The 24,751-nt window shown below is 74.7% G+C and carries 21 protein-coding genes; 11 read left to right on the top strand and 10 right to left on the bottom strand.

What is annotated here, in order from left to right; all coding sequences use genetic code 11:
* Positions 1 to 108: 108 nt before the first annotated feature.
* Positions 109 to 582, top strand: coding sequence for a carboxymuconolactone decarboxylase family protein (locus ACH4TG_RS23825; protein ID WP_398244477.1), 474 nt, complete (start codon positions 109 to 111; stop codon positions 580 to 582).
* A 78-nt stretch (positions 583 to 660) separates the two neighbouring features.
* Here ACH4TG_RS23825 and ACH4TG_RS23820 read toward each other — a convergent pair whose 3' ends face one another.
* The gene (locus ACH4TG_RS23820; protein ID WP_398244476.1) at positions 661 to 1,326 is read right to left on the bottom strand and encodes a tetratricopeptide repeat protein; all 666 of its coding nucleotides are present in this window, start codon (positions 1,324 to 1,326) and stop codon (positions 661 to 663) included.
* Positions 1,327 to 1,359: 33 nt separating this feature from the next.
* Entirely contained in the window at positions 1,360 to 2,784 is a 1,425-nt protein-coding gene (locus ACH4TG_RS23815; protein WP_398244475.1) for a lipase maturation factor family protein, read from the bottom strand.
* A 348-nt stretch (positions 2,785 to 3,132) separates the two neighbouring features.
* On the opposite strand from ACH4TG_RS23815, the gene ACH4TG_RS23810 reads away from it, so the two are divergent.
* Complete coding sequence (locus ACH4TG_RS23810; protein ID WP_398244474.1) at positions 3,133 to 3,660, top strand: hypothetical protein; 528 nt, start codon at positions 3,133 to 3,135, stop codon at positions 3,658 to 3,660.
* Positions 3,661 to 3,792: 132 nt separating this feature from the next.
* Here the strand turns inward: ACH4TG_RS23810 and ACH4TG_RS23805 are convergent, their stop codons facing one another.
* Positions 3,793 to 4,551, bottom strand: coding sequence for an SDR family oxidoreductase (locus ACH4TG_RS23805; RefSeq protein WP_398244473.1), 759 nt, complete (start codon positions 4,549 to 4,551; stop codon positions 3,793 to 3,795).
* 205 nt (positions 4,552 to 4,756) lie between these two features.
* Here ACH4TG_RS23805 and ACH4TG_RS23800 point away from each other — a divergent pair, with 205 nt between their 5' ends.
* Positions 4,757 to 5,431 (top strand): TetR-like C-terminal domain-containing protein, encoded by a 675-nt coding sequence (locus ACH4TG_RS23800; protein ID WP_398244472.1) that lies wholly within the window; start codon positions 4,757 to 4,759, stop codon positions 5,429 to 5,431.
* Here the strand turns inward: ACH4TG_RS23800 and ACH4TG_RS23795 are convergent.
* The 3 genes from ACH4TG_RS23795 to ACH4TG_RS23785 form a co-directional block, all read right to left on the bottom strand.
* Positions 5,428 to 6,303, bottom strand: a complete 876-nt coding sequence (locus ACH4TG_RS23795) for a TIGR03619 family F420-dependent LLM class oxidoreductase (protein ID WP_398244471.1) — start codon at positions 6,301 to 6,303, stop codon at positions 5,428 to 5,430. The genes ACH4TG_RS23800 and ACH4TG_RS23795 overlap by 4 nt on opposite strands.
* Before the next feature lie 5 nt (positions 6,304 to 6,308).
* Positions 6,309 to 6,785, bottom strand: coding sequence for a MerR family transcriptional regulator (locus tag ACH4TG_RS23790; protein WP_398244470.1), 477 nt, complete (start codon positions 6,783 to 6,785; stop codon positions 6,309 to 6,311).
* Positions 6,786 to 6,931: 146 nt separating this feature from the next.
* On the bottom strand, positions 6,932 to 9,730 hold the full coding sequence (locus ACH4TG_RS23785) for a glycoside hydrolase family 3 C-terminal domain-containing protein (RefSeq protein WP_398244469.1): 2,799 nt from the start codon (positions 9,728 to 9,730) through the stop codon (positions 6,932 to 6,934).
* 413 nt (positions 9,731 to 10,143) lie between these two features.
* Here ACH4TG_RS23785 and ACH4TG_RS23780 point away from each other — a divergent pair, with 413 nt between their 5' ends.
* Complete coding sequence (locus ACH4TG_RS23780; RefSeq protein WP_398244468.1) at positions 10,144 to 10,440, top strand: hypothetical protein; 297 nt, start codon at positions 10,144 to 10,146, stop codon at positions 10,438 to 10,440.
* A 156-nt stretch (positions 10,441 to 10,596) separates the two neighbouring features.
* On the opposite strand, the gene ACH4TG_RS23775 is transcribed toward ACH4TG_RS23780, so the two are convergent.
* Together ACH4TG_RS23775 and ACH4TG_RS23770 are read right to left on the bottom strand one after the other, a co-directional pair.
* Entirely contained in the window at positions 10,597 to 11,403 is an 807-nt protein-coding gene (locus ACH4TG_RS23775; RefSeq protein WP_398244467.1) for a DUF4232 domain-containing protein, read from the bottom strand.
* Between the two features lie 107 nt (positions 11,404 to 11,510).
* Positions 11,511 to 14,159, bottom strand: a complete 2,649-nt coding sequence (locus tag ACH4TG_RS23770; protein WP_398244466.1) for a BTAD domain-containing putative transcriptional regulator — start codon at positions 14,157 to 14,159, stop codon at positions 11,511 to 11,513.
* 1,393 nt (positions 14,160 to 15,552) lie between these two features.
* Between ACH4TG_RS23770 and ACH4TG_RS23765 the strand changes: the two genes are divergently transcribed.
* Positions 15,553 to 17,151, top strand: a complete 1,599-nt coding sequence (locus tag ACH4TG_RS23765) for a ricin-type beta-trefoil lectin domain protein (RefSeq protein ID WP_398244465.1) — start codon at positions 15,553 to 15,555, stop codon at positions 17,149 to 17,151.
* A gap of 164 nt (positions 17,152 to 17,315) precedes the next feature.
* On the top strand, positions 17,316 to 18,533 hold the full coding sequence (locus ACH4TG_RS23760) for a cytochrome P450 (protein ID WP_398244464.1): 1,218 nt from the start codon (positions 17,316 to 17,318) through the stop codon (positions 18,531 to 18,533).
* Positions 18,534 to 18,563: 30 nt separating this feature from the next.
* Here ACH4TG_RS23760 and ACH4TG_RS23755 read toward each other — a convergent pair whose 3' ends face one another.
* A complete protein-coding gene (locus ACH4TG_RS23755; protein ID WP_398244463.1) occupies positions 18,564 to 19,637 on the bottom strand; it encodes a sigma-70 family RNA polymerase sigma factor in 1,074 nt (357 codons plus the stop codon).
* Positions 19,638 to 19,948: 311 nt separating this feature from the next.
* On the opposite strand from ACH4TG_RS23755, the gene ACH4TG_RS23750 reads away from it, so the two are divergent.
* The 3 genes from ACH4TG_RS23750 to ACH4TG_RS23740 all read left to right on the top strand — a co-directional run bounded on the left by ACH4TG_RS23750 (position 19,949) and on the right by ACH4TG_RS23740 (position 22,612).
* The gene (locus ACH4TG_RS23750; RefSeq protein ID WP_398244462.1) at positions 19,949 to 20,923 is read left to right on the top strand and encodes a helix-turn-helix transcriptional regulator; all 975 of its coding nucleotides are present in this window, start codon (positions 19,949 to 19,951) and stop codon (positions 20,921 to 20,923) included.
* A gap of 106 nt (positions 20,924 to 21,029) precedes the next feature.
* Complete coding sequence (locus ACH4TG_RS23745) at positions 21,030 to 21,476, top strand: hypothetical protein (RefSeq protein WP_398244461.1); 447 nt, start codon at positions 21,030 to 21,032, stop codon at positions 21,474 to 21,476.
* A gap of 176 nt (positions 21,477 to 21,652) precedes the next feature.
* Positions 21,653 to 22,612, top strand: a complete 960-nt coding sequence (locus ACH4TG_RS23740) for a nitronate monooxygenase (RefSeq protein WP_398244460.1) — start codon at positions 21,653 to 21,655, stop codon at positions 22,610 to 22,612.
* Positions 22,613 to 22,645: 33 nt separating this feature from the next.
* Here ACH4TG_RS23740 and ACH4TG_RS23735 read toward each other — a convergent pair whose 3' ends face one another.
* The gene (locus ACH4TG_RS23735) at positions 22,646 to 23,302 is read right to left on the bottom strand and encodes a TetR/AcrR family transcriptional regulator (protein ID WP_398244459.1); all 657 of its coding nucleotides are present in this window, start codon (positions 23,300 to 23,302) and stop codon (positions 22,646 to 22,648) included.
* A gap of 39 nt (positions 23,303 to 23,341) precedes the next feature.
* Between ACH4TG_RS23735 and ACH4TG_RS23730 the strand changes: the two genes are divergently transcribed.
* Both ACH4TG_RS23730 and ACH4TG_RS23725 read left to right on the top strand, forming a co-directional pair.
* Complete coding sequence (locus tag ACH4TG_RS23730; protein ID WP_398244458.1) at positions 23,342 to 23,668, top strand: rhodanese-like domain-containing protein; 327 nt, start codon at positions 23,342 to 23,344, stop codon at positions 23,666 to 23,668.
* 216 nt (positions 23,669 to 23,884) lie between these two features.
* Complete coding sequence (locus ACH4TG_RS23725; protein ID WP_398244457.1) at positions 23,885 to 24,601, top strand: dienelactone hydrolase family protein; 717 nt, start codon at positions 23,885 to 23,887, stop codon at positions 24,599 to 24,601.
* The last annotated feature ends 150 nt before the right edge of the window (positions 24,602 to 24,751 follow it).

Below are 24,751 nucleotides of genomic sequence, written 5' to 3'. Positions count from 1 at the left end.
GAACCTGGTGCCGGGGAAGGAGACCCAGGTCACACCGGGCCCCCGTCACGTCGTGCCGGGCCGATCCGTCAGTGCAGTGAAAGCGTCCACGCGCAAAGGGAGAGCACCATGGGAGCCCGTTTCAACTACTACGGAAGTCCGGCCGGGGCCACGTTCGCCAAGTACATCAACTCCGCCGGGAAGGTCATCTCCGACTCCTCGCTGCCCGCGGCCACGCAGGAACTGGTGAAGATCCGCGCCAGCCAGATCAACGGCTGCGGCCTCTGCCTGGACATGCACACCAAGGACGCGGTGGCCGCGGGGGAGACCGACGTGCGCCTGCACCTGGTCGCGGCCTGGCGCGAGGCCACGGTCTTCACCGACGCCGAGCGCGCCGCCCTGGAGCTGGCCGAGCAGGGCACCCGGCTCGCCGACGCCTCCGGCGGCGTCAGCGACGAGGTGTGGGCCGACGCCCAGAAGCACTTCGACGAGGAGCAGCTCACCGCCCTCGTGTCGCTGATCGCCCTGATCAACACCTACAACCGGATGAACGTCATCTCCCGGCAGCTGGCGGGCGGCTACCAGCCCGGCCAGTTCGGCTGACAGGCCCGAGGGGGGCCGGCCGGAGGGCCGCGGCCCGCGGGGGGCGGGCGCGGCCCGGGCGGGGACCCGGGTCCGCGGTCAGTCCTGGCCCAGCTCCTCCCGGGCCTCGGCCACCCAGCCCAGTACGGCGTGGGAGCCGGTGCCGGCGGCCAGCTCCTCGGCTTCGTCCAGGAGCCGCGCCGCCTCCTCCGGCTCCCCCTGCTGGCCGGCCAGGTAGGCCAGGCCGATCAGGTTCGCCGCCACGCCGGGCAGGAAGCCCAGCTCCCGGCGCAGCCGCGTCGACTCCTCGAACAGCTCGCGGGCCTCGTCCGGCCGCCCCTCCATGTGCGCGGCGAAGCCGAGATGGCGCAGCGCGTAGGACATCGTCAGCGCGTCGCCGCTGCGGGTCGCCAGATCGAGGGAGACCCGCAGCAGCGGCAGCGCGGCCGCCGCGTCGTCCCGCACCACCTGGTGGAACGTGCCCACCCAGAAGGCCGCCTCGCCCTCGCCGCGGACGTCCCCCAGCTCGCGGAACAGCCGCGCCGCCCGTTCGAAGAACTCCAGCTCCCGCGGATCCTCGACCGGCTCGCCCTTGGCGCGGGACTCGAGGAAGCGCGCGTGGATCACCCGGCCGCGGACCAGGCACAGATCCGCCTCGACCGCGTCCAGATTCCGCTCGGCGATGTCCAGCGCGCCGCTGTCACCCCCGAACGCGCCCTGCTCATAAAGGAGTTGTGCCTGCTCGATGCGCTCGTCAGCCGCCATGCGCGGAAGCGTATCCGCCGAACGGCCCGGCGATCAGCCGGGTTTGACGACCGGCCCGACGTACGTGCCGACGAGCGTGCGGTGCCACCACGCGCCGGTCGACCGCAGCTCCCGCCAGTCGGTGAACCGGTACCGGTACAGCAGGGCGCGGACCGCGGTGGGCGGCGCGTCGGGGAACGGGTTGCCGCGCAGCAGCCGCAGCACCGCCGGGTCGTCGTCGAGGAGCCGGCCGAGCAGCCCCGGCAGCCAGGACGACGCGTAGGAGGGGGACAGCGCGGCGAACCACATCAGCCAGTCCAGCCGCAGGTGGTAGGGCGCGAACTGCCGCGGCATCCGCCGCACGTCACCGGGCTTGCCCTTGAAGGCGTACTCCGTCCACCGGGTGTTCGCGGTGATCTCCGGGTCGGCGGTGCCCTCGACGACGACCTCGTGGCGGATCCGGCCGACGGTGCCGAACGCGCCGTAGGTGTTCACCAGATGCAGCGGCTCGAAGGAGGCGTTCATCAACTGCCGCCGGGAGAGCAGGTTGCGCGCCGGCTGGTAGCTGAGCACCGCGACCAGCACGGTGACGGCCAGCACCAGGGCCTCGAACCAGGCCGGCGCGGCGGCCTGGTGCGGCGCGGTCACGCCCAGCAGCCGGGTGGCGGGCGGACCGGCCGCGACCGGCAGCGCCAGCACGATCGTCAGCCAGTTGAGCCAGGCGAAGTTGCCCGAGACGACCAGCCACAGCTGGGTGACGACCATGAAGGCAGCCGCCACGCCCGAGGCCGGCTGCGGGGTGAAGAGCACGACCGGCGCGGCCAGTTGGGCGACGAAGTTGGCGGCTGCCTCGGCCCGGTGCACCGGCCGCGGCAGGTGGTGGAAGAACCAGCTCAGCGGGCCCGGCATCGGCTGCGTCTCGTGGTGGTAGTACAGGCACGTCAGCTCCCGCCAGCAGCGGTCGCCGCGCAGCTTGATCATCCCCGCGCCGAACTCCAGCCGGAACAGCAGCCAGCGCAGCAGCCACAGCACCAGGACCGGCGGTGCCACGGCCGAGTTGCCCAGGAACACCGCGAGGAAGCCGGCCTCCAGCAGCAGCGTCTCCCACCCGAAGGCGTACCAGGTCTGCCCCACGTTCACGATCGACAGGTAGAGCGCCCACACAACGGCCCACAGCGCCATCGCCGCGCCCAGCGGCACCCGGTCGCCCACGCCCGCCAGCAGGGCCGCCGACACCAGCGCCCCCGTCCAGGCGACCGCGGCGAAGAACCGGTCGGAGTAGTGCGCGTGGAACACGCTGGGCGCGTCGCGGAACCGCGTACGGGCCAGCAGCCGCGGCACCGGCAGCAGCCCGTGCTCGCCCAGCAGCGGCCGGAACTGCGCGGCGGCAGCCAGGAAGGCGATCACGTAGAGCGCGGCCAGCCCCCGCTGGAACAGCAGCCGCCCCAGCCAGTAGCCGGAGTCCGAGAACCAGCCCACGAGGCTCTCCTCCAGGAGGTCGGCGCGCCCGGGCGGACCTCGTCATCCGTGCGCCCGCGCAGGGCGACGGCCCCGCCGTGTGCGTCTGACGCCTGCCCCGCGGCCGCCCGGGCAAACCGGTGTACGGCGGGCGCGGGACACCCCGGCCGCGCCGGGCCGCCGCTGCGCGCCGCCGGCCCGCGCGCAGGGCACTCTTGATCACGAGCAGGACGCGCCGCGCCGCCGCGCCTCCCCGGGGACAGAGGTCCGCGGGGGACCGCCGGCCGGCCGGGCGCCCGCTCCCGGGTCCGCGCAGACCGGCGCGCGGACGAGCGCGCGGACCCGCGCAGACGAGAAAGCAGGCGCACCGTGCCGGACACCCCCGCCAGCCCCGCCGCCGCGTCGAGCGCCCGCGAGCGCACCCTGCGCTTCCAGCGCCTGCTGTTCGGCGGCGTGTACGGGACCGTGCTCGCCAGCTCGCTGGCGTCCGCCCTCGAGAACGACCACGGCCAGCCCGATCCGGGCTACGACGCGCTGTGGATCCTGGTGGCCTGCCTGACGGCCGCGGCGGCGCACGGCTACGCCTACGCCATCTCGCACTGGAACGCCGGCGAACGCACGGTCACCGGGCTGACGCTGCGCTCGATGGTGACCGAGTGGCCGCTCGTCGCGGCCGCCGTGCCCACCCTCTTCGCGCTGGTCGGCGCGCACGCCGGCTGGTGGGGGGAGAACACCGCGATCTCCGTGGTGCTGGTGATCAACACGGTGGCGCTGTTCTGCTGGGGCCTGTCGGCGGCCCGCGTGGCCGGGCAGGGCTGGGGCCGGGCGACCCGGGTCGGCGGCGTCGACGTGCTGATCGGGCTGGTCATCATCGCCGTGAACGCCGCCAGCCACTGAGGGGTAGCCCGGCTGGGGCGGCACCCGGGCTCGGGCGGGGTCCCGGCTCCGGCGGGTCAGCGGCCGCGGCGCGCGGGAGAACCCTGCGCGGACCCGGCCCCGTCCCCGGCTCGCTACCCGCTCGGTCCCCGCTCAGGCGATGCCGCCGTTGGCGTAGAGGACCTGGCCGTTGATCCAGCGGCCGCCGGGTCCTGCCAGGAAGGCGACGGCCTCGGCGATGTCCTCGGGCGTGCCGAGCCGCTCCAGCGGGGCGGCCGCGGCGAGCCGGCCGATCAGCTCCTCGCTCTTGCCGTCCAGGAACAGCGGGGTCGCCGTCGGACCGGGGGCGACGGCGTTGACCGTCACGTCCCGGCCGCGCAGTTCCCTGGCCAGGATGAGCGTCATCGCCTCGACGGCCCCCTTGGTGGCGGCGTAGGCGGCGTAGGACGGGGTCTGCAGCCGGGTGAGGGAGGTCGAGAAGTTGACCAGCGCCCCGCCGGGCCGCAGCCGCCGGGCGGCGAGCTGGGAGACCACGAACGTGCCGCGGACGTTCACCCGGTGCATCCGGTCGAAGTCGTCCAGGCTCATCTCGGCCAGCGGCGACAGCAGCATGATGCCCGCGGTGTTGACCACCACGTCCACGCCGCCGAAGCGCCGCTCGACGGTGTCGAACAGGGCCTCCATCTGCTCGGGGTCGGCGACGTCGCCGGGCAGGGCCACGGCCGTGCCGCCACCCGCGGTGATCTCGGCCGCGACCTTCTCGGCCTGCTCGGCGCGGCCCGCGTAGTGGACGGCGACCGCCGTCCCGTGCCCGGCCAGCCGCCGCGCCACGGCCGTGCCGATCCCGCCGGAGCCGCCCGTGACGACGGCGACCCGCGCGGGGGTTTCCTCGGTGCTCTGCGTGGTGCTCAAGGCAAGCTCCTTCGGCGATGGGGAACGTCCCGCCCCTGGGGCGGCACGTGAACCGGCCGTCCATCCGCGGGCCGTGACCACCGGCCCATCATGTGGACGAGTAGTACACTAACTCTCATGTGGACGATCTGTCCACATCGAGTCGGGGAAGGACCCCGGAGCGCCGCACTACAGTGGACGCCCCGTCCGCATACGGAGCCGCAGCATGAAGCCGACCGACGACGCGAAGGCGTCCGACGCGCAGAAAGCGCCCCCGCTCAAGCCGGGCCGCGGCCGCCGCCGTGCCGAGGACGTGCGCCGTGCCACCCTGGCGGCCGCGGCCGAGCTGCTCTTCGGCGAGGGCGTCAGGGCGGTGACGTTCGACAAGGTCGCGGCGCGCGCGGGGGTCAGCAAGATGACCCTCTACAAGTGGTGGGCCTCGCCCGGCAGTCTCGCTTTCGAGGCCTACTTCGACGAGGTGGAGGACGCCCTCGCCTTCCCCGCCACCGGGGACGTCAGGGCCGATCTGACCGCCCAACTCCACGCGTTCGTCGCCCTGATGGAACGCCACGGCGGTGCGGTAGCGGAGATCATCGGCGCGGCGCAGAGCGACCGGGAGCTCGCCTCGGCGCTGGAGGAGCAGTACGTGCGGCCGCGCAGGCGGCTGGCCGTCGAACGCCTGACCGTCGCGCGGCAGGCCGGCCAGATCCGCGACGGCGTGGACCTGGAGACGCTCGTCGACCAGTTGTGGGGGGCCTGCTACCACCGGCTGCTCATGCCCGCGGAGCCGCTGACCGCCGCGTTCGCCGACAAGCTCGTCGCCAACCTCTTCGCCGGTATCGCCGGCCCCGCCGGCGATACCCCGGCAGTGGCGGCGACCACCGCCGGCACGTCCGGCTAGCCGACCGTGCCGATGCCGTCGCGGATCGCGAACCGCTCGGCGAACGCGGCCAGTTCGTCGTGCTGCTCCGCCGGCTCCGCGCCTCCGGGCGCCACCACGATGCGCGTGACGCCCTGCGCGGCGAAGTCCGCGACCCGCTCGTGCGTCATGGCGGTCGAGCCCCAGCGCGTGTACTCCAGCGCGTCCGCATCCCGGCCGGCCGCCTGGGCCGCGGACCGCACGGCCTCCCACTGCGCCGCGCGCTCCCCGGGGGTCAGCGCGCCGCCGGGGAAGTAGCCGTCGCCGTACCGGCCGGCCCGGCGGGCGGCCGCGCGGCTCGAACCGCCCACGTGGACTGGCAGGCCGCCGGCCGCGAGCGGCTTGGGGAAGCTGCACACGCCGGCGAAGGAGAAGAACTCCCCGTCGAAGCCGACGCCTTCCTCGTCACCGGCCCACAGCAGCCGCAGCACCTGGATCGCCTCGTCGGCGCGGCGCCCGCGGCCGGCGAAGTCGACGCCGACCGCACCGGCCTCGCCCGGCAGCGCGCCCAGCCCGATCGTCAGCAGCCGCATCCGCCCGCGGGACAGCACGTCGAGGGTGGCCAGGTGCTTGGCGAGGGTGACCGGATGGTGGTACGGCAGCAGGAGGACCGCGGTGCCGAGCAGGATCCGGCTCGTGCCCGCGGCGACGAACGCCAGGCACGCGAGCGGGTCGGCGTACGGCAGCGACGGCGGGAGGTCGAACGACCCGATGCGCGCGCCGGGATACAGGGCGACGTGCTCGGGCAGGTACAGCCCCTCGAAGCCGCACTCCTCGGCGTGCCGGGCGTAGCCGAGCAGCCGGTCCGGGTCGGTGCCGTAGGCGGGAGTGCTGTAACTCACCGCGAACCTCATGGGCGTCACCGTCGTGCCCCGCCCTCGGCCCGCCCTGGTGCGGCCGGGATCGGCGCGGGGAGGAGGACGGCACGGGGCAACGGGCGGGGCGCCGGGCCGGGTTCGGGGCGGTCCGCGGCGTGGGGCGTGCAGCCGCCGCAGGTCCGCGCCAGCTGCCCGCTGATCTCCGCGCGCCGCTCCAGCAGGGTGCGGATCTCCGCGTCGATCGCCGCCAGCCTGCGCCGGGCGACGGTCACCGACTCCGGGCAGGCGGCGCCGCTGTCGTGCCCCGCGCGCAGGCAGTCGACGAACGGGCGGGTGTCCGCCAGCGTGAAGCCCGCCGCGAGCAGGGTGCGGATCTCCACGACCAGGCGCAGGTCCGACTCCTGGTACTCGCGGTAGCCGTTGGCCTCACGCCGGGCCGCGAGCAGCCCCTGCTTCTCGTAGTAGCGGAGCGCGCGCGGGCTGACCCCGGCGCGCTCCGCGAACTCGCCGATGCGCATCCACCCTCCAGGTCCTTCGGGTGGACACGCTAATCGTTGACACCTGCGTCAAGGTCAAGCCGGCCCGCGGGATTGTGCCCTCGCGGTCCCGGCCGGGCCGGCGCCGACCCCGGACGGGGGCCGGCGCCTGTCGATGTGACGAACCGTCAGAAGGGCGGTTTCCAGACCTGGTTGGCGCCACCCGTGCAGTCCCAGATCTGCACCTGGGTGCCCGGGGTGGTGGACAGGCCCGTGTCGTCCAGGCAGCGGCCCGAGTGGGGGTTGCGCAGCGAGCCGTCCGCCTGACGCTGCCAGACCTGTGCCCCGGTGCCGTTGCAGGTGTAGAGCTGCACCGGGGTGCCGTTCGCGGTGCCCGCGGACTGCACGTCGAGGCACTTGCCGGCCGCCCGGACCGTGCCGTCCGGCATCTCCGCCCACTCCTGGCCGTTGGTGCCGTTGCAGGTGTACACCTGCACCTTCGAACCGTCGGTGTTGCTGTCGGACGCCAGGTCCAGGCACAGCCCCTGGTAGCCGACCAGCGGGGTGGCTGGGGTGGCGTCGGAGGGCACCACGGTCCACAGGAACGTGGCGGTGTCCTGCGCCCCGGCCGCGTCCCGCGCGGTCACGTCCACGGTGTAGGTGCCGGGCTGCGCCGGGGTGCCGCCGATCAGGCCGCCGGCCGAGATCGACGTGCCGGCCGGCAGCCCGGTCGCGGTGAACGACGGGGTCTGCCCGGCGCTCGTGTCGTGGGCGGCGACCTGCACGGAGACCGGGGTGCCCGCCAGCCCCTCCTGCGCGCCGGGATCGGTCACCGTCAGCGGGTGCCCGAGCCGGGCCCCGGTGACGTCCAGCGTGCCGGTCAGCGGCAGGTTCGCGTCGGAGTCGCCGACCGCGACGGTATACGTCCCGGTGCTGGTCTCCCAGGCGTTCGCCGAGCCGTCGTAGTACGACAGGCTGCGCTGCGTGAGCGGGAAGCTGACGGTGGTGCTCGCACCCGGCTGCAGGTTCACCCGCGTGAACCCCTGGAGCTGGCGCGGCGGTTCACCGGACGCGGCGGGCTGGGTCACGTACAGCTGGGCGACGTCGGCGCCGGCCCGCGAGCCGGTGTTGGTGACCGTCGCGGTCACCGTCGCCGCACCGCCGGCCGGCAGCGCCGTCACGTGCAGGTCGCTGAAGGCGAACGTGGTGTACGACAGGCCGTGGCCGAACGGGAACTGCGGGGTGAGGTGGCCGGCGTCGTAGGAGCGGTACCCGACGTCGACGCCCTCGCTGTACTGGACGGTGCCGCCGGACCCCGGCCACTGCTGCGTGGTGTGCGCCGGCACCTGCGACAGCGAGGTGGGGAAGGTGACCGGCAGGTGCCCGGAGGGGTTCGTGTCGCCGAACAGCAGCGAGGCGATGGCGGTGCCGTCGCCCTGCCCCGGATACCAGGCCTCCAGCACGCCCTTGACCGAGCCGAGCCACGGCATGGTCACCGCGGAGCCGGTGTTGAGCACCACCACGGTGTTCGGGTTGGCCGCCGCCACCGCCGAGACGAGGTTGTTCTGCGCGCTGGACAGGTCGATGCCGCCCAGGTCGCCGCCCTCGGACTCGAAGTCGCTGACGAACACCACCGCCACCTTCGCGGCGGCCGCGGCGCTCGCCGCGGAACTGGTGCTGGAGCCGCTGTCGTAGGTCACGGTCACGCCGCTGCCGGCCCGCGCCGTGATGCCCTGCAGCGGCGTGACCGTGCCGCTGGAGACGACCGCGGCGCTGCCGCCGCCGGCGCTCTGCACGCTGGTGGACGCGTCGGCGCCGATGACGGCGATGGACGTGGCGGCGGAGGTGAACGGCAGCACGCCGCCGCCGTTCTTCAGCAGCACCGTGCCCTCGGCCGCGAGCCGGGTGGCCGCGGCCTGGTTCGCCGCGGAGGTGGCGGTCTGCGCGGGCGAGCCGGTCGGTGCCCGGTCGAACGCGCCGAAGGCGAACATCTCGGTGAGCACGCGCGAGGTCATCGCGTCGAGCGTGGCCTGGCTGACCTGGCCGGAGCCGACAGCGCTGGTGAGCGCGGCGCCGTAGTACCCGTCGTTGCCCGGCATGTCCTGGTCGAGGCCGGAGTCGGCGGACGCCGCCGTGGCGTGGGTGCCGCCCCAGTCGGAGGTGACGAAGCCCTGGAAGCCGAACTGCTGCCGCAGCGCGGTGGTCATGAGCGCCGGGTTCTGGCAGGCGTAGGTGCCGTTGACGGTGCTGTAGGCGCACATCACCGAGGACGCGGCGCCCTGCTGCACCGCGTCCTGGAACGCCGGCAGGTAGATCTCCTGCAGCGCCTTGGCGCTCACCACCGCGTTGTCGGACGGGGTGTTGCGGTTGGTCTCCTGGTTGTAGACCGCCAGGTGCTTGACCTGGGCCATCACCCCGGTCGACTGCACGCCGCGGATGTTCGCCGCGCCCAACTGCCCGTTGAGGTAAGGGTCCTCGCCGATCGACTCGAAGGCGCGGCCCCAGCGCGGGTCGCGGTCGATGTTGATGGTCGGGCCCAGGTCGACGGTGGTGCCCTTCGCGCCCTCCTCGGCACCGATGAGCGCGCCGAACTGCTGCTCGGCCGCGGTGTCCCAGGTGGCGGCGAGCGCGACCGGGGCGGGCAGCTGCGTCACGCCGCTCATCCCGTCGGCGACGCCGGCCGGGCCGTCCTCCAGGTTCATCGCCGGGATGCACAGCGAACCGATCGACGGGGTGAAGCCCACGTAGCTGGACCCGCCGGCGCCGGTGGCCAGCTGGACCTTCTGGGCGGTGGTCATCCGGGCCAGCACCTGGCCGACCCGCTGGGGGATGGGCGCGGTGGAGTGCACCCAGGGGCAGGCCGCCGGGACGGCCGAGGCGGAGGTGGCCGCGGCGGCGGCGGGGGAGCCGGCGGCGGCGAGGAGCCCGGAGCCGCCCGCGACCAGGACCAGGGCGGCCAGGACGGCGGTGCGGCGTCGTAAGGGCACGCGAATCGGGAGCACGATGCCTCCAAGCATCTGCCGGGGTGGGGGGTTTCCGGCTCGCGGTCGCGTCTGCGGAGCCGGACGCGCGGTGGAGACTGGGCTCGGCCCACGGTGGATTCAAGACCTGACGTCGGGCGGCGTCAAGACGGCCGCCGGCACCAGCGGGTCAGCCCGCTGAACCAGCTGTTCGGCGCCGCAAACCGCTGTGCCTCAGGCGCAGTTGGGGCCCTTGCCGGGCGCCCGCGGGCGGGCGGCGGCGGCCACAACTCCTGACGGCAGCGGACACCGGGGCGCCCCGCCCGTCACACCTGCCCGCCCCGGTCCGTCAGAGCAGTGACCGGCCGGACCTCGCGCGTCCGCGCCGGACGAGCCGGACTCCGCACGGAGCCCGCCACGCACGATCGAGAGGTCTTCCGATGAGCACGATCTTGTTCCGTTCCCACGTCCGCCCCGAGCAGGGGGACGCCGTCGAGGCGGGGGTCAGGAAGCTGTTCGCGGCCGTGGAGGAGGCCGCCCCGAAGGGCATCCGCTACAGCTCCTTCCGCCACTCCGACGGCGACTCCTTCGTGGTCCTGCTGGCGCTCGACGAGGGCCTCGAGCACCCGCTGACGGGGCTGCCGGAGTTCAAGGCACTGCAGGAACTGCTGAAGGAGTCGCTCGTCGAGCCGCCGGTCATGGAGGAGATGACCCTCCTCGGCGACTACCGCGCCTGACACGCCGGGCCCGGCCGGGCCCGGGCCGGGGGCGGGGCGGGGGGGGGGGGGCGGCCCCCCGGCGGGGCGGGCGCGCCGCCCCGGGGGGGCGGGGGTGGGCGCGGGGGGGGGGGGGCGGGGCGGCCGCCGTCCCCGGGCCGGTCCGGCCTTGCGCGGTCAGAACTCGTCGGCACCGTTGCGGAGTTCGTAGGTCCAGTACCCGGTCTTGGCCACCGCGTCGTCGACCGCGATGCCACCCGCGGGGGCGGTCACGTCGTCACTGCCCTCGGCGGGGCCCTCAGGGGCGAACAGGTTGACGCTGAACGAGCGGACGACGCGCGCGTTCTCGTGGACGCCGCCGAGCGCGATCCGCACGTTCGCGTACGCGGGGTCGCCCGGCTTCAGCACCACGGGCGCCGCGGGCCGGCTCTTGGCGACGGCCGGGACGTCCGGCGCGGTGTGCAGGTCGCCGAAGGCGATCAGCGGGTACTGGAGCAGGCGGCAGGAGTGGCGCGAGGTGTTGCGGGCGGTCAGCACGATGTGCTCGGTCGGGGTCTCGTCCGCCTTCTCCATGGTGACCCTCACGTCCTGGAACGTGCAGGCCGGCGTGCTGCCGCCGCCCGTCGCGGTCTTGTGCGCCCCGGTGCCGGAGGCGGGGGCGGAACCCGCCTTGGTGGAGGCCGCCGGCGCCGCGGTCGTCCCGCCGTCGGTGCCGTTCGCGTCCGCGGCCTTATCCGCGGCCGTCGACGAGGGGGCGGTGGACGCGGAACCCGCCGTGGGCGCGCCGCTCGACGAGGACTCCGCCGAGCCGTCATGGCCGCCGCAGGCGCTCAGCGAGAGCGCGAGGGCGGCCGCCGCGGCGGCCAGCACGGCGCCGCGCGCGGCAGCGCCGCGGGTGGCCGTGGCCGTGCCACCGTTCGGGTCGGCGGCGGTGGCCGCGTTCGCTCCGGTGGTCCCTGCGGTCTTGCGGAAGTCGGTACGCACGGTGGATCTCCCCGTTCGGCATGCTCGCGTTGATGGTGGTCGGGCACCGTTCCCCCGGTGCCGGAACCCAGACTCGGCGCGCCTGCTGCCGTGCGGCTTGTGCTCCGCTAACGATCCGCTGTCAGCCGCGCCAGCTCCCCGCCGGCGCGTCGCGCGCCCTCGGTGAAGCCGGCAGCCCCGGCCGCCCGCACCGCCTCGGACAGCACGTCCGCCGCCTCCACCGCACGGCCCAGACCCGCCAGCGCCCGGCCGCGCAGGATCTGCAGCTCGACGCGGCCGATCGCCGCGCCGGACGGGACCAGTCCGGCGGCGCGCACGCTGTGCGCCAGGGCGCTGTCGTACGCCCCGGTCCGCAGGCAGTAGCGGGCCAGGTGCTGCAGCGCCAGCACCTCGGTCGGGGGATGCCCGGTCCGCGCGGCGAGCGCCACGGCCTCGGCCAGCAGCGCCCCCGCGCGGCGGTGCGCCCCCGTGGCGTCGAGGACCACGGCGAGGTTGGCGGTGGCGATCGCCTCGCTCACCGCCTCGCCGGCGCGGGCCGCGAGTCCGGGCGCCTCCTCGAGATGCAGCAGCGCCTCGTCGTTTCGGCCCTCCTCGTGCAGCACCCAGCCGAGCAGGGCCCGCACCCGGGACTGCGCGTCGAGGTCGCCCTCGTGCACCGCCGAGGCCAGCGCCTGCTCCAGCAGCGGCCCCCAGCCGTCCCTGACGTGCCACAGCACGAGCGGCCACTGCAGCAGGGCCAGCCGCCATGCGCGGTCGTGGCGGCCGAGCGCCACGGCCGCCGCCACCGCCCCCTCCAGCGCCGGGCGTTCCGCCTCGTACCAGGCCAGTGCCGCCGCGCGGTCCTCGAACTCCGGGACTGCGGCGGGGCGGTGGGCGCCGGCGGGCAGCGCGTAGCAGGGCTGGGAACCCGGTTCCGCGGCGGCGTCCGCGGCCAGCCCGGCGTAGAGGTAGTGGTCGAGCAGCCGGGGGAGTCCCGCCGGATCGGCCTGCGGGGCCAGATGGCGGGCGTACAGGCGGACCAGGTCGTGCAGCGTCCAGCGGCCGGGACCGGACTCGGTCAGCAGATGGGCCGCGGTCAGCCGTTCGAGGTCGGCGCCGGCCTGCGCGGGCGAGGTGCCGGCCAGCGCGCCGGCCGTGAACCGGTCGACGTCCGGGTGGACGTGCAGGCCCAGCGCGCGGAACATCCGCGCGGCGGACTCCGGCAGGTGCTGCACGGTCAGCCGCAGCGCGGCGGAGACCCCGGTGTCCTCCACGTTCAGCAGCGCCAACCGGCCCTGCTCGTCGGCGAGTTCACCGGCCATCGCATCCAGGGTGCGCTGCGGCCGGTCGGCCAGCCGGGCCGCGGTGACCCGCAGGGCCAGCGGCAACCCGTCGCACAGCCGGGCGAGTTGCCGGGCCGCCGACGGCTCGGCGGCGACCCGCTCGGATCCGAGTACGGCGGTGAGCAGCGCCGCCGCGTCGCCGGCCGGAAGGTGGCCGAGCGGCACCGGGCGGGCCGCGTCCGAGGCGACCAGGCCGCCGAGCCGGTCGCGGCTGGTGACGACGGTGGTGCAGTGGTCGCCGCCGGGCAGCAGTGGGCGCACCTGCCCGGACGAGCGGGCGTTGTCCAGCAGCACCAGGAGCCGCAGGCCGGCGGTCAGCGAGCGGAACAGCGCGCCCATCGCCTCAGCCGTCTCCGGAACGGCCTGCTCGGGGGTGCCCAGGGCGAGCAGGAACTCCCGCAGGACGGCGGCGGTTTCGGGGGCGGGGGCGTCGCTGAAGCCGCGCAGGTCGGCGAAGAGGCGCCCGTCGGGGAAGCCGGCGCCGTGCCGGTGCGCCCAGTGCAGCGCGAAGGCGGTCTTGCCGACGCCCGCGGGTCCGGTGACCAGGCAGACCGGCGCGTCGCCGCCGGCCGCCGCGCGGGAGAGGGCCGCGAGTTCCGCGTCGCGCCCGGTGAAGCCGCGCGGCGGGCGGGGCAGCAGTTCGGGCACCCGGACCTCGGCGGCCGGGGCCGCGGCGCGGGGGCCGGGGGACGGCTCGACCGCCCGCAGGATCGCCGCGTAGGCACTGCTGAGCACCTCGCCCGGATCCACGCCGAGTTCCTCGGCGAGCAGCCGCCGGGTGCGGTGGTACCAGTCCATGGCGTCGGACTGGCGGCCGGCCCGCTCCAGCGCCAGCATCAGCGCGGCGGCCAGCGACTCGTCCAGCGGGTGGGCGACCGCTTCGGTGCGGAGTACGGCGGCGGCCCGGGCGTGCTCGCCGAGCTGCCCGTATGCGGCGGCCAGCGCCTGCACCGAGGACAGCCGCAGCTCCTCGAGGCCGCGGGCCGCGGCCTCCAGCGGCCGGCTGCGCACGGTCCCGGTGAGCGCCGGCCCCTGCCAGACCGCGAGCGCCTCGCGGAGCATCCGGACCGCGTCGGCGGGCTGCCGCTGCACCCGCGCGAGCGCCGCCAGCTCCTCGAACCGGTACGCGTCCACCAGGGATTCGGGCATGTGCAGCAGGTATGCCGAGCCCTGGGTGGCCAGTTCGACGCCGTACGCCGCGGCGCCGTGCTCGCCGAGGAGCGCGCGCAGCCGGGACACGTGCCCCTGGAGCACGGTCCGCGAGTGGGTGGGTGGTTCGTCCTCCCACAGGGCCGCGGTGAGCTGCTCCACGTGGACGGGGGTGTTGGGGTGCAGCAGCAGCATCGCCAGCAGTGTGGAGCGTTTGGCCGGGCCGAGCGGGATGTCACCCTTCTCCGTCGTGACCCCCACAGAGCCGAGCAGCCGGAACTCCATCAACGCACCCTTCGTGATCTTGGCTCCCCGAGAATACGGGGTCTGCTCCGCAGCGGTCCTCCCCGTCTCCAGTTCCCCCGGGCCGCTTCTCGCTGCGCGTGGCCGTCTGCTGGTCTCGTCGCGTCCCCTCGGCAACCGGGGTGCCCCCGGGCCGCCATGCCGTGTGCAGGCTTCGTCCCGCTTGAGCGCGCAGTTCCTCGCGCCCCTTGCGGTGCACCTTCGGTGGGTGGGGTCGGGGCCGCCACGGGAGTGTCTCCTCGGAACTGTGCGTGCACCCTTTTCCGTGAAGTGGGCCGGGGGGGATGCACAGTTCCTGCGGGGACACTCCCGCACCGTCCCCTCCCGGGTCGTCCCCCGTCTGCGGGAGGAATAGGGCTGGTGCTCCCCTGCCCACAACGGCGCACCCTAGGGGGGCGGGGAACTGCGCGCTCAGCCACCCACGCACGGGGCACCCGGCAACGGCGGCCCGGGGGCTGCCCGGATGCCCGCCCCGGAGGGGCGATGCTCCCAGGAGTGCGGGGAACTCCGCGCCCAGCCGCAACGAGACCGTTCGACGGCAACGGCGCTCAGGGGGCAGCCCGGAAGCCGCAAAGGCGCGAACGACCAGGGAGAAAGGGTAGGCCGGTTCCTAGGGTGCAAGGAAATCGGCGTTGCCGCTGGCGGCAACTGGGCTGCCCGTGCGGGCGTCTTGCCGTCAGCTGCGCCGTCGTGGTTGCTCGCGGAGTTCCCCGCGCTCCTGGAGCAGTGCCCCTCCGGGGCGGGCATCCGGGGTACGCCCGATGCCTGTGTTGCCGGGCGCGGCTCCGTTGTGGCTGGGGCCCGCAGTTGTCCAAGGGTGTGGCCGCCTCGGCCATTTGCCTCCCGCAGACGGGGGCCGGCCCGGGAGGGGACGGTGCGGGAGTGTCCCCGCAGGAACTGTGCAAACGCCCGGGCACCTTGACGGACAAAGCCGCACGCACAGTTCCGAGGAGATACTCCCGTGGCGGCCCCGACCCCACCCCCCGAAGGTGCACCGCCAGGGGCGCGGGGAACTGCGCGACCAGCCACGACGAGACCAGCACACGGCAGAGCAGGCCCGGGGGCACGCTGGATTCCGAGGCCCGGACGTCGCTGACCGCAGGGTGGAAGGGCCGGTCCAGACCATTGACGTGCTCATGATCCCAGGAATACCTTCGCTGAGCGCTCCCCCCACAGACCTCACCCCACCCTGCGCGCCGGCCCGCCCCCTGACGGACGATCGATGCCGCATGCCGTCCCGGAGCTGACTGGCAACGTTGTCAACGGTCGTCGCCCACGCCGTCCTCCGGGGAAGCGCGCTTCCGTGCGCCGGCGGCGGTGGCGGGCCTCCGCCCGTGCCACCGGCGCTCCTCACCCCACATGAGCAGGTGACCTGGTGAAACGAATCCTCCAATGGACCCTGACGTTAGCGGCCGCGGCGGGCCTGGCCGCCGTGTCCCCGGCTGCCGCGCAGGCGTCGTCCCTGACGCCGGTGGGCGGCTCGTCCGGCCACGTGGCGACCGCGCACGCGTGCGCCAAGCCCCTGCACCCGGGCTCGCCGGTCTGCTACGCCCTGGTCCGCACCGACGTCGGCTCGGTGCACGCGGACGCCCTCGCCCCGAACGCCACCCCGTCCGGCTACGGCCCGTCGGACCTGCAGCGTGCCTACAACCTGGCGTCGGCCGCGGCCTCGAACGGCGGCGGAGCGACGGTCGCGGTGGCCGAGCTGGCCGACGACCCGAACCTCGAGTCGGACCTGGCCACCTACCGCTCCCAGTACGGGCTGCCGGCCTGCACGACGGCCAACGGCTGCTTCCGGAAGGTCAACCAGAGCGGCCAGCAGGGCAACTACCCGCCGGGTGACACCGGTTGGGGCACCGAGGCGTCGCTGGACATCGACATGGTCTCGGCGATCTGCCCCAACTGCCACATCCTGGTGGTCGAGGCGGGCGACCTGAACGCGGCGCAGAACACCGCCGTCTCGCTCGGCGCGCACTTCATCTCCAACAGCTGGGGCACCGGCGACGGTTCGTTCGACTCCGGGGCGGACGCGGACTTCAACCACGCGGGCGTGGTGGACGTGGCCAGTTCCGGCGACAGCGGCTACGGCGTGAGCTTCCCGGCCACCTCGCAGTACGTGGTGGCCGCCGGGGGCACCTCGCTGCGGCAGGACTCCGGCAGCGCGCGCGGCTGGTCGGAGACGGTGTGGTCGGGCGCGGGCGCCGGCTGCTCGTCCTGGGAGGCCAAGCCGTCGTGGCAGCACGACAGCGGCTGCGGGAACCGGACGGTCTCCGACGTCTCGGCGGTCGCGGACCCGGCGACGGGCGTGGCGGTCTACGACACCTACGGCCAGGGCGGCTGGTTCGTGGTCGGCGGCACCAGCGTCTCCTCGCCGATCATCGCCTCGGTCTTCGCGCTGGCCGGGGCCCCGTCCGCTGCCGCCGCCTCGGTCCTGTACGGGCACTCCTCATCGCTGAACGACGTGACGTCCGGCTCCGACGGCTCGTGCAGCCCGTCGTACCTGTGCACCGGGACCGCCGGCTACGACGGCCCGACGGGGCTCGGCACGCCCAACGGCCTGGGCGCGTTCAACGGCAGCAGCAGCAGCCAGCGGACCGGCCCGATCACCTCGGGCGTGGACTCCTCGCTGTGCGTGGACGACAAGTCCTCCAGCACGGACAACTTCAACCCGGTCCAGATCTGGGGCTGCAACGGCACCGCCGCGCAGCAGTGGACCGTCTCGGGCAGCACGCTTCAGGTGTTCGGGAAGTGCCTCGACGTCAACTCCGCCGGCACCGCGGACGGCACGACCGTCGACCTGTACGACTGCAACGGCACCGTCGCCCAGGTCTGGCAGCCGCAGGCGAACGGCTCCCTGCTGAACCCCAACTCCGGCAAGTGCCTGGACGACCCGCAGAGTTCCACCACGTGGGGCACCCAGCTGCAGCTCTGGGACTGCAACAACACCGGCGCCCAGCACTGGGCCCTGCCGTGACGTGACAGGCGTCCGGGCAACGTGCGTCCCGGAGGACGACCGGTCCTCCGGGACGCGCTGCCGGCGGCAGAACGGCCGGTCTTCGCCGTGACATCCGCACCCCGGCTGACAGATCGTCAGCATCCGTGGGACCCACAGCCGTTGTCAGCGAAGCGAGGACGATCGTGACCAGCACACCGCCGCCGCCCGACATCCTCTCGCCCGAGTTCGCCGCCGACCCCTATCCCGGTTACGCCGTCCTGCGCGAGCACTACCCGGTCCACTTCCACGAGGGCACCGGGAGCTGGCTGGTCTCCCGCTACGAGGACGTCGCCCGCGCCTTCCGCGAGCCGGTGTTCACCACCGACAACTACGACTGGCAGCTCGAACCCGTCCACGGCGGCCGCACCATCGTCCAGATGAGCGGCCACGAGCACGCCGTCCGCCGGGCGCTGGTCGCGCCCGCGTTCCGTGGCCGCGAACTGCGCGAGCGCTTCCTGCCGGTCATCGAACGCAACGCGGCCGAGCTCATCGACGGGTTCCGCGACGCCAAGGAGGCCGATCTCGTCAGCCAGTTCGCCACCCACTTCCCGGTCAACGTCATCGTCGACATGCTCGGCCTCGACCGTGCCGACCACGACCGCTTCCACGCCTGGTACAGCGCGGTCGTCGACTACTTCGCCAACCTCGGCCAGGACCCGGCGACCGCCGAGGCCGGGCTGCGGGCCGGCCGCGAACTGCGGGAATACCTGTTGCCGGTGATCGACCGGCGCCGCGCGGCGCCCGGCGACGACCTGCTGTCCTCGCTGTGCACGGCCGAGGTGGACGGCACCCGGATGACCGACCAGGACATCACGTCCTTCGTCAGCCTGCTGCTCGCCGCCGGCGGCGAGACCACCGACAAGGCCATCACCGGCATGTTCCGCAACCTGCTGAACCACCCGGAGCAGATGGCCGCGGTGCGCGAGGACCGCGAGCTGATCGCGGGCGCGTTCGCCGAGTCCCTGCGCTTCACCCCGCCGCTCCAGATGATCATGCGGCAGCCGGCCGAGGACGTGGCCCTCAGCGGCGGTACCGTCCCGGCCGGATCGACGGTGACCTGCCTGATCGGCGCCGCGCACCGCGATCCCGCCCGGTACGCCGACCCCGACCGCTACGACATCTTCCGCGGCGACCTCACCCCGACCACGGCGTTCACCGCGGCGGCCGACCACCTGGCGTTCGCGCTCGGCCGCCACTTCTGCGTGGGCGCGCTGCTCGCCCGCGCGGAGGTGCTCGTCGGCACCAGCCAACTCCTCGACGCCTTCCCGCACATGGCCTTCGCCGACGGCAACGCCCCGGCGGAGACGGGCACCTTCGTGCGCGGGCTGCGGCAACTGCCGTTGCGGCTCACCGAGGAGTGAGGACACCGCGACCAGGGCGAGGCGGGGGTGTCAGCGGGCCGGCAGCGAGCGGGGCAGGCCGAACCAGGGCAGCGTGCTGCTCTCGAAGTGGCTCAGCGCGCTGATCCGGCCGCCGGCCGCCGTGACCACGAGCAGCCCGGTGCCGTGCCGGACACCGCCGGGCGTGTGCAGATAGGAGCCGAACGCGGGCTGGCCGTTGGCCCGCGTCGGCACCAGGTCGAACCTGCGCCCCGCCCCGAAGATGCCGCGGCAGAACTCCGCCACCACGTCCCGCCCCTCGTACTCCAGTGGCATCGGCGGCATCGACATGAAGACGTCGTCGGTCAGCAGCGCCACCAGCGCGTCGACGTCGGCCGCCTCGTACGCCGCGACGAACCGGGCGACCAGGGCGTCCTCGTCCGGTGAGCCGGGGGCCGGCGGTGCCTCCCCCGGGGGGAGCTCCGGCCGCCGGCGCTCCAGGCCGGCCCGCGCCCGCTTGAGGGCGCTGGTCACCGACTCGACGGTCGAGTCGAGCATCTCGGCGACCTCGCGCGCGTGGAAGCCGAGGACGTCGCGCAGGATCAGGACCGCGGTCTGCCGCGGCGGCAGCGCCTGCAGGGCGGTGACGAACGCCAGCGAGATCGACTCGGACTGCTCGTAGCGGGCCTCGGGTCCCAGCGGCGCGGCCAGCGCGCCCTCGACCAGGGCCTCGGGACACGGTTCGAGCCACACCACCTCGCCGAGCCGGGTCGGCTCCGGCGGCTCCACGCCGGGTACGTTCCACTCCCTCGCCGCCCGGCGGCCGGCCGAACGCCGGGCGTTCAGGCACCGGTTGGTGGCGATCCGGTACAGCCAGGTGCGGATCGAGGCCCGCCCCTCGTACCCGTCCAGGCTCTGCCACGCGGCCAGCAGCGTGTCCTGCAGGGTGTCCTCGGCGTCCTGGACCGAGCCGAGCATCCGGTAGCAGTGCACCTGCAGTTCCCTGCGGTGCGGCTCGGTCAGCGCCTGGAACGCCTCCCCGTCGCCCGCCCGCGCCCTGGCCAGCAGATCCGCGGTCGCCGCACCGGCCGCACCGCCGCGCCCCGCGCCCGCGCCGTTCTCGACCCCCGGCTGGTCTTCTCGCACCTGGCCGTCCTTCCTTCCCCGCGCGCGATCGCGGCGACCGCGCTCTTCATCCTGTACGGACACCCGCGGGCCGGCGAACTGGGCGGCACGGCGTCCCCGGATCCGCGGCGGCCTCCGGCACCGGCCGGCGGACCCGCCACCGTGGAAAACCGCTGGTGCCGGTGGCGCCCCGGCGGCAGGCTGCCCGGCATGGATCGCGCCGAGGTACTGCGCCGGGGCGCCGCGTCCGCGGCCGTCCCGCGCCCGTACACCGGGCAGCATTCCGGACGTTTCCCTTCCGGAACGTCCGCGGGAGGACCGAGGATGCGGGGATGAGCCGTGACGAGAGCCCGGCGGCGCGGGCGCTGCTGGTGCTGGAAATGGTCCAGGGCAGTCCGGGGATCACCGCGCAGCGGCTGGCCGACCGGCTCGGCGTGACCGAGCGGGCCGTCCGCCGCCACGTCGGGACGCTCCGGCAGGCGGGCGTGCCCATCGCCGCGTCCCGCGGCCCCCACGGCGGTTACCGCCTGGGTCGCGGCTACCGGATCCCGCCGCTGATGTTCACCACCGCGGAGGCGCTCGCCCTGGTGATGGCCGTGATGGAGGGCCGGCGGGAGGCGGCGGACCCGGCCGACCCGGTGGGCGGCGCGCTCGGCAAGATCCTGCGGGTGCTGCCCGAGCCGGTCGCCGCGCCCGCCGAGGCGTTCCGCGGGGTCAGCGCGGGCGGCCCCGGCGTCCCGGCCCGCCCCGACCCCGAGACCGCGGCCGTCCTCGTCCAGGCCTGCGCGTCGCGGCAGCGGCTTCGGCTGGCCTACCGGCGGCGGCCCGGCGAGGAGGGGGTGATGGAGGTGGACCCGTGGGCGGTCGTGGTCCGCGACAGCCGCTGGTACCTGCTGTGCTGGTCCCACACGAAGAACGCCCGGCGCCTGCTGCGGGTGGACCGCGTCGCACGGGCCGAGCCCCTGGCCGGCACCTTCACCCCGCCCGAGGACCTCGATCCCGCGACGGCCGTCGACGAACACCTCTCCCAGGGCTGGCGCCACCGGGTGGAGGTGGTGGTCGACGCCCCCGCCGACGCCGTCGCCGGGTGGATCCCGCGCAGCCTCGGGCGCTGCGAGGCACTCGCCCCGGACCGCACCCGCCTGCTCGCGACCACCGAGACGCCGGCCTGGTACGCCCTGCAACTCGCCGCGCTCAGAGCGCCGTTCCGGGTCGTCGCGTCGCGGGAGCTCAAGGAGGCGGTGGCCGCCCTGGGACGCCGCCTGCTGGACTCCGTGGAGCCGTCCGACGACACGGCCACGAGCTGAGCGACCGTCATCTCAGGGGTGTGCTCGGGGAGTCGGGGAAGGGCGTGGATGCCGGGGCCCGCGCGCACCCGAGGACTGTCGGTGGCCGCTGCCACAATCAGGCGCTATGACACTGTGCGACTACTTCTCCGCCGCCGACGACGAGGCTGCCGTCGCCGTCATGGACACTCTCGGCGGCCCCATACCGGCGGGCCTGGACGCGATATCGCTGAAGAACATCGATCCGGTCGTCGTCATCGGACGGCTGGAGACCCTCATGACCGGACACGGCGACGGGGAGACCGGCGGCAGTCCGCCCGAGGCGCAACTGGTCTCCACCCCGGACGGCGAGGGACCCCTGGTGTTCCGGCTGTCCGACGCCCTGACCGCCGCGCTGGCCGTGGCCGGCCCGGGCGACCTCGCCCGCGCCGCCCGACCCTGGTCGCTCACGGCGGAACTGCGCCAGTTCCAGGTGGACGAGGCGACGGCGGTCGACGTCCTCGATGCGCTGGCGGCACTGGCCCGCCGAGCCCGGTCCGGCGGGCTCCGGGTGTACTGCTGGTGGTCGTTGTAGGGCTCCGGCGACCGAGCCGGGACCTGCTGCACCGACCGGTCCTGCCAGCCGGCCCTGGTGGCACGGCAGCCGAGTCCGCACGCGTCGACAAGGCGTGGTGAACGGGGCGGTGCCGTACCCGTGCGCGTCGGGACGGGCGGGCGGCCGTCCGCGGAGCCGGCGGGCATGATGAAGGCATGGCTCTGACGACGGCGTTCACCAGGCTGCTGGGCGTGCGGCACCCCATCGCGCTGGCCCCGATGGGCGGTTCGGCCGGCGGAGCGCTGGCCGCCGCCGTGTCCCAAGGGGGCGGGCTGGGGCTGCTGGGCGCCGGTGCGGGCGACCCTGACTGGCTGGTCCGCGAGGTACCGGCCGCGGCGGGATGCGGGAAGCCCTGGGGCGTGGGGTTCCTGACGTGGGCGGCCGGCATCGGTGCCGTCGAGCAGGTGCTGGAGTACGGGCCGTCGGCCGTGATGCTCTCCTTCGGCGATCCGGGGCCGTTCGCGGACCGGGTCCGTGCGGCCGGTGTGCCGCTGATCGTCCAGGTCACCGATCTCGACGAGGCGCGGCGGGCGCTGGACGTGGGCGCCGACGTCGTCGTGGCGCAGGGCACCGAGAGCGGCGGGCACGGGGCCCGGCAGGGCAGGTCCACGCTGCCGTTCGTGCCCGCGGTCGCGGACCTCGCGGGACCTGTGCCGGTGCTCGCGGCGGGCGGGATCGCCGACGGGCGCGGTGTGGCGGCCGCGCTGGCGCTCGGAGCCGCGGGCGCGCTCGTCGGCACCCGCTTCCAGGCCACTCCCGAGGCGCTGGTCGATCCCGCGGCGGCCGCGGCCATCGTGGCGGGCGGCGGGGAGGAGACCGAACGCAACCGCGTCCTGGACATCGCGCGCGGTTCCGCCTGGCCGAGCGCCTACACCGCCCGCACCCTCGGCCATCCCTACCTCGACCGCTGGCGGGACCGGGAGGGCGAACTCGCCGCCGACGAGCAGGCCCGCCGGGCGTACCAGGCGGACGTGGCCCGCGGCGCGGTGCCGCAGCTGCCGGTCTGGGCCGGCGAGGGCGTCGACCTGATCACCGGCCTGCGGCCCGCCGCCGACCTGGTCGCGGACCTGGCCGCCCAGGCGGAGGAGGCCCTGGCCCGCGCGGGCAGGCAGTGAGGCGCGCCCGCTGAGGTCGGGGCCCACGTCCCTTCACGGCCGCAGGCGTTCGGCGACGACGTGGACGCCCGCACGGATCCGGTCCGCGCCCAGCGACGGCAGCAGCGCCGACACGTGCTCGGCGGACAGCGCTGCCAGCAGGGCATGGCCGGCGTGGTCCGGGTCGGGCAGGCCGTCGAGCAGGATCGCCGTGTGGCGGTGCCAGAACCGGTACGCCCCGATCCGGTAGCGGGCGCCGGGCGTCGCGGTCTCCGACATCCGCACCAGGTCCAGATGCTCCAGCAGGTAGTCCAGATAGGCGTCGACGAAGGCGGTCAGCCGCTCGGCGGGCGGCGCGCCGGGGCCGAGCGGCGCAGGCCCGTGCAGGATCGCCTCCTGCAGCACCCGCTCGCGCGCGTCGAGCAGGGCGACGCCCAGCCCCGACTTGTCGCCGAAGCGCCGGAACAACGTGCCCTTGCCGACGCCGGCTTCGGCCGCGATCTGGTCCATCGAGACGGCGGAGACGCCGTGTTCGGCGAAGAGCCGGGCCGCCGCGTCCAGCACCGCGGCACGGTTGCGCGCGGCGTCCGTCCGCTCCTTGGGGGGCGCGGACCGGAGCGACTCCAGCGGGATCACCCCGCCGTCCGCCGCGGAGTCGGCCTTCGCGCGCCTTGCAGAACCGGACCGCGGTCCGTTAATCTCAGGAGGCATAACCGGACTATAGTCCGAATCCCTTGGAAGGGGAGCACCATGACCATGCTCATCACCCGAACCGACCTCAAGGCGGCCATCGACGCCGGCACCGTCACCGTCGTCGACGCGCTGGGCGGTGCCTACTACGCCGCGCAGCACCTGCCCGGGGCGGTGGCTCTGGCCCCGGGCGACGTGGACGCCGGGGCGGCCGCGCTGCTGCCGGACCGCGGCGCGGCCATCGTCACCTACTGCTCCAACCCCGCCTGCCCCAACAGCGGCCAGGTCGCCGACCGCCTCACGGCTCTGGGCTACACCGACGTGCGCAAGTACCGGGAGGGCATCGAGGACTGGGCGGCCGCGGGCCTGCCGCTGGAGTCCGCCTGACCGGCCGCCGCCCTGCCCCCGCCGGCCGGAGCCTTTCGCGAAAACCGATTGGCGGTCCGCGGCGGGCCACTGCTACCTTCCGAGTGGCCGTGCGAGAGACCGAGGAGGTGGTACCCGTGAACACAGAATCGACATGGGTGCTCTCCTTCGGGGTCACGGTCGGGCGGTAGGTCGTCCGGGAGCGCCGTTCAGCGAGCTCTCCCGAAAGGCACGACCATGCAGTTCACTTCCGAGCAGCGCCTCGACGACGGCCTCCTCGAACGCGAGTTCACCCTCGGCGAGATCCCCGGCACCCTGTGGACGTCCGGATCCGCACCGGCGCCGCTGATCCTGATGGCCCACAACAACGGCCTGTCCAAGGGGGAACCCCGGCTGGTGGCCCGGGCCAGGCAGACCGCGTCGTACGGCTACGCGGTGGCCACCATCGACGCCGCCGGGTGCGGTGGCCGGCGTTCGGCCGCCGACGACCAGGTCCGGGCCGAGCTCCGCCGGGCGATGCAGGCCGGCGAGCCGGTGGACGAGATCTTCGAGTCCCTCATCGGCCCGCTGGTCGAGAACGCGGTCCCGGAATGGCGGACCACCCTGGACGCCCTCCTCGAACTGCCGGAGATCGGCGGCCCGGTGGGGTACTCGGGGTGGACCGCCGTCGGCATCCACCTCGCGGTGACCGAGCCGCGCATCGCGGCCGCCGGCCTCTTCGCCGGGGGCTACGTGCCCCGCGCGCAGCGCGAGGAGGCCCGGCAGGTCACCGTTCCGCTGCTGTTCCTGCTGCAGTGGGACGACGAGGGGAACCCCCGGCAGCGGGCCCTGGACCTCTTCGACGCCTTCGGCACCAAGGAGAAGACGATGCACGCCAACATGGGCGGGCACGTCGGCACCCCGTGGTTCGAGGTGGAGGAGGGGGACCGGTTCTTCGGCCGGCACCTGAAGTGAGGCCGGGCCGCCGGGCCGGCAGCAGCCGCTCGGCGGCATAGGCCGGGATGCCGCCGTGGCGGGGGCGGGGTAGGACCCCCCCGCCCCCCCCGGCCCCCCCCCCCCCCCGCCCCCCGGGGGTGGCCGGGACGCCCACAGGGTCCCCCCGTC

This window comes from Streptomyces sp. NPDC020917, from assembly GCF_044333795.1.
GTDB lineage: Bacteria > Actinomycetota > Actinomycetes > Streptomycetales > Streptomycetaceae > Actinacidiphila.
The sequence above is the reverse complement of the archived record's forward strand: the minus strand, read 5'-3'. Positions and strand labels throughout refer to the sequence as shown.

What these genes read in the sequence shown, in the direction of transcription:
- ACH4TG_RS23770 (WP_398244466.1), bottom strand. Translation starts at nt 14,159, where the DNA reads ATGGAGTTCCGGCTGCTCGGCTCTGTGGGGGTCACGACGGAGAAGGGT.
- ACH4TG_RS23725 (WP_398244457.1), top strand. Translation starts at nt 23,885, where the DNA reads ATGCAGTTCACTTCCGAGCAGCGCCTCGACGACGGCCTCCTCGAACGC.
- ACH4TG_RS23730 (WP_398244458.1), top strand. Translation starts at nt 23,342, where the DNA reads ATGACCATGCTCATCACCCGAACCGACCTCAAGGCGGCCATCGACGCC.
- ACH4TG_RS23745 (WP_398244461.1), top strand. Translation starts at nt 21,030, where the DNA reads ATGACACTGTGCGACTACTTCTCCGCCGCCGACGACGAGGCTGCCGTC.
- ACH4TG_RS23780 (WP_398244468.1), top strand. Translation starts at nt 10,144, where the DNA reads ATGAGCACGATCTTGTTCCGTTCCCACGTCCGCCCCGAGCAGGGGGAC.
- ACH4TG_RS23750 (WP_398244462.1), top strand. Translation starts at nt 19,949, where the DNA reads ATGAGCCGTGACGAGAGCCCGGCGGCGCGGGCGCTGCTGGTGCTGGAA.
- ACH4TG_RS23735 (WP_398244459.1), bottom strand. Translation starts at nt 23,302, where the DNA reads ATGCCTCCTGAGATTAACGGACCGCGGTCCGGTTCTGCAAGGCGCGCG.
- ACH4TG_RS23825 (WP_398244477.1), top strand. Translation starts at nt 109, where the DNA reads ATGGGAGCCCGTTTCAACTACTACGGAAGTCCGGCCGGGGCCACGTTC.
- ACH4TG_RS23790 (WP_398244470.1), bottom strand. Translation starts at nt 6,785, where the DNA reads ATGCGCATCGGCGAGTTCGCGGAGCGCGCCGGGGTCAGCCCGCGCGCG.
- ACH4TG_RS23820 (WP_398244476.1), bottom strand. Translation starts at nt 1,326, where the DNA reads ATGGCGGCTGACGAGCGCATCGAGCAGGCACAACTCCTTTATGAGCAG.
- ACH4TG_RS23800 (WP_398244472.1), top strand. Translation starts at nt 4,757, where the DNA reads ATGAAGCCGACCGACGACGCGAAGGCGTCCGACGCGCAGAAAGCGCCC.
- ACH4TG_RS23795 (WP_398244471.1), bottom strand. Translation starts at nt 6,303, where the DNA reads ATGAGGTTCGCGGTGAGTTACAGCACTCCCGCCTACGGCACCGACCCG.
- ACH4TG_RS23740 (WP_398244460.1), top strand. Translation starts at nt 21,653, where the DNA reads ATGGCTCTGACGACGGCGTTCACCAGGCTGCTGGGCGTGCGGCACCCC.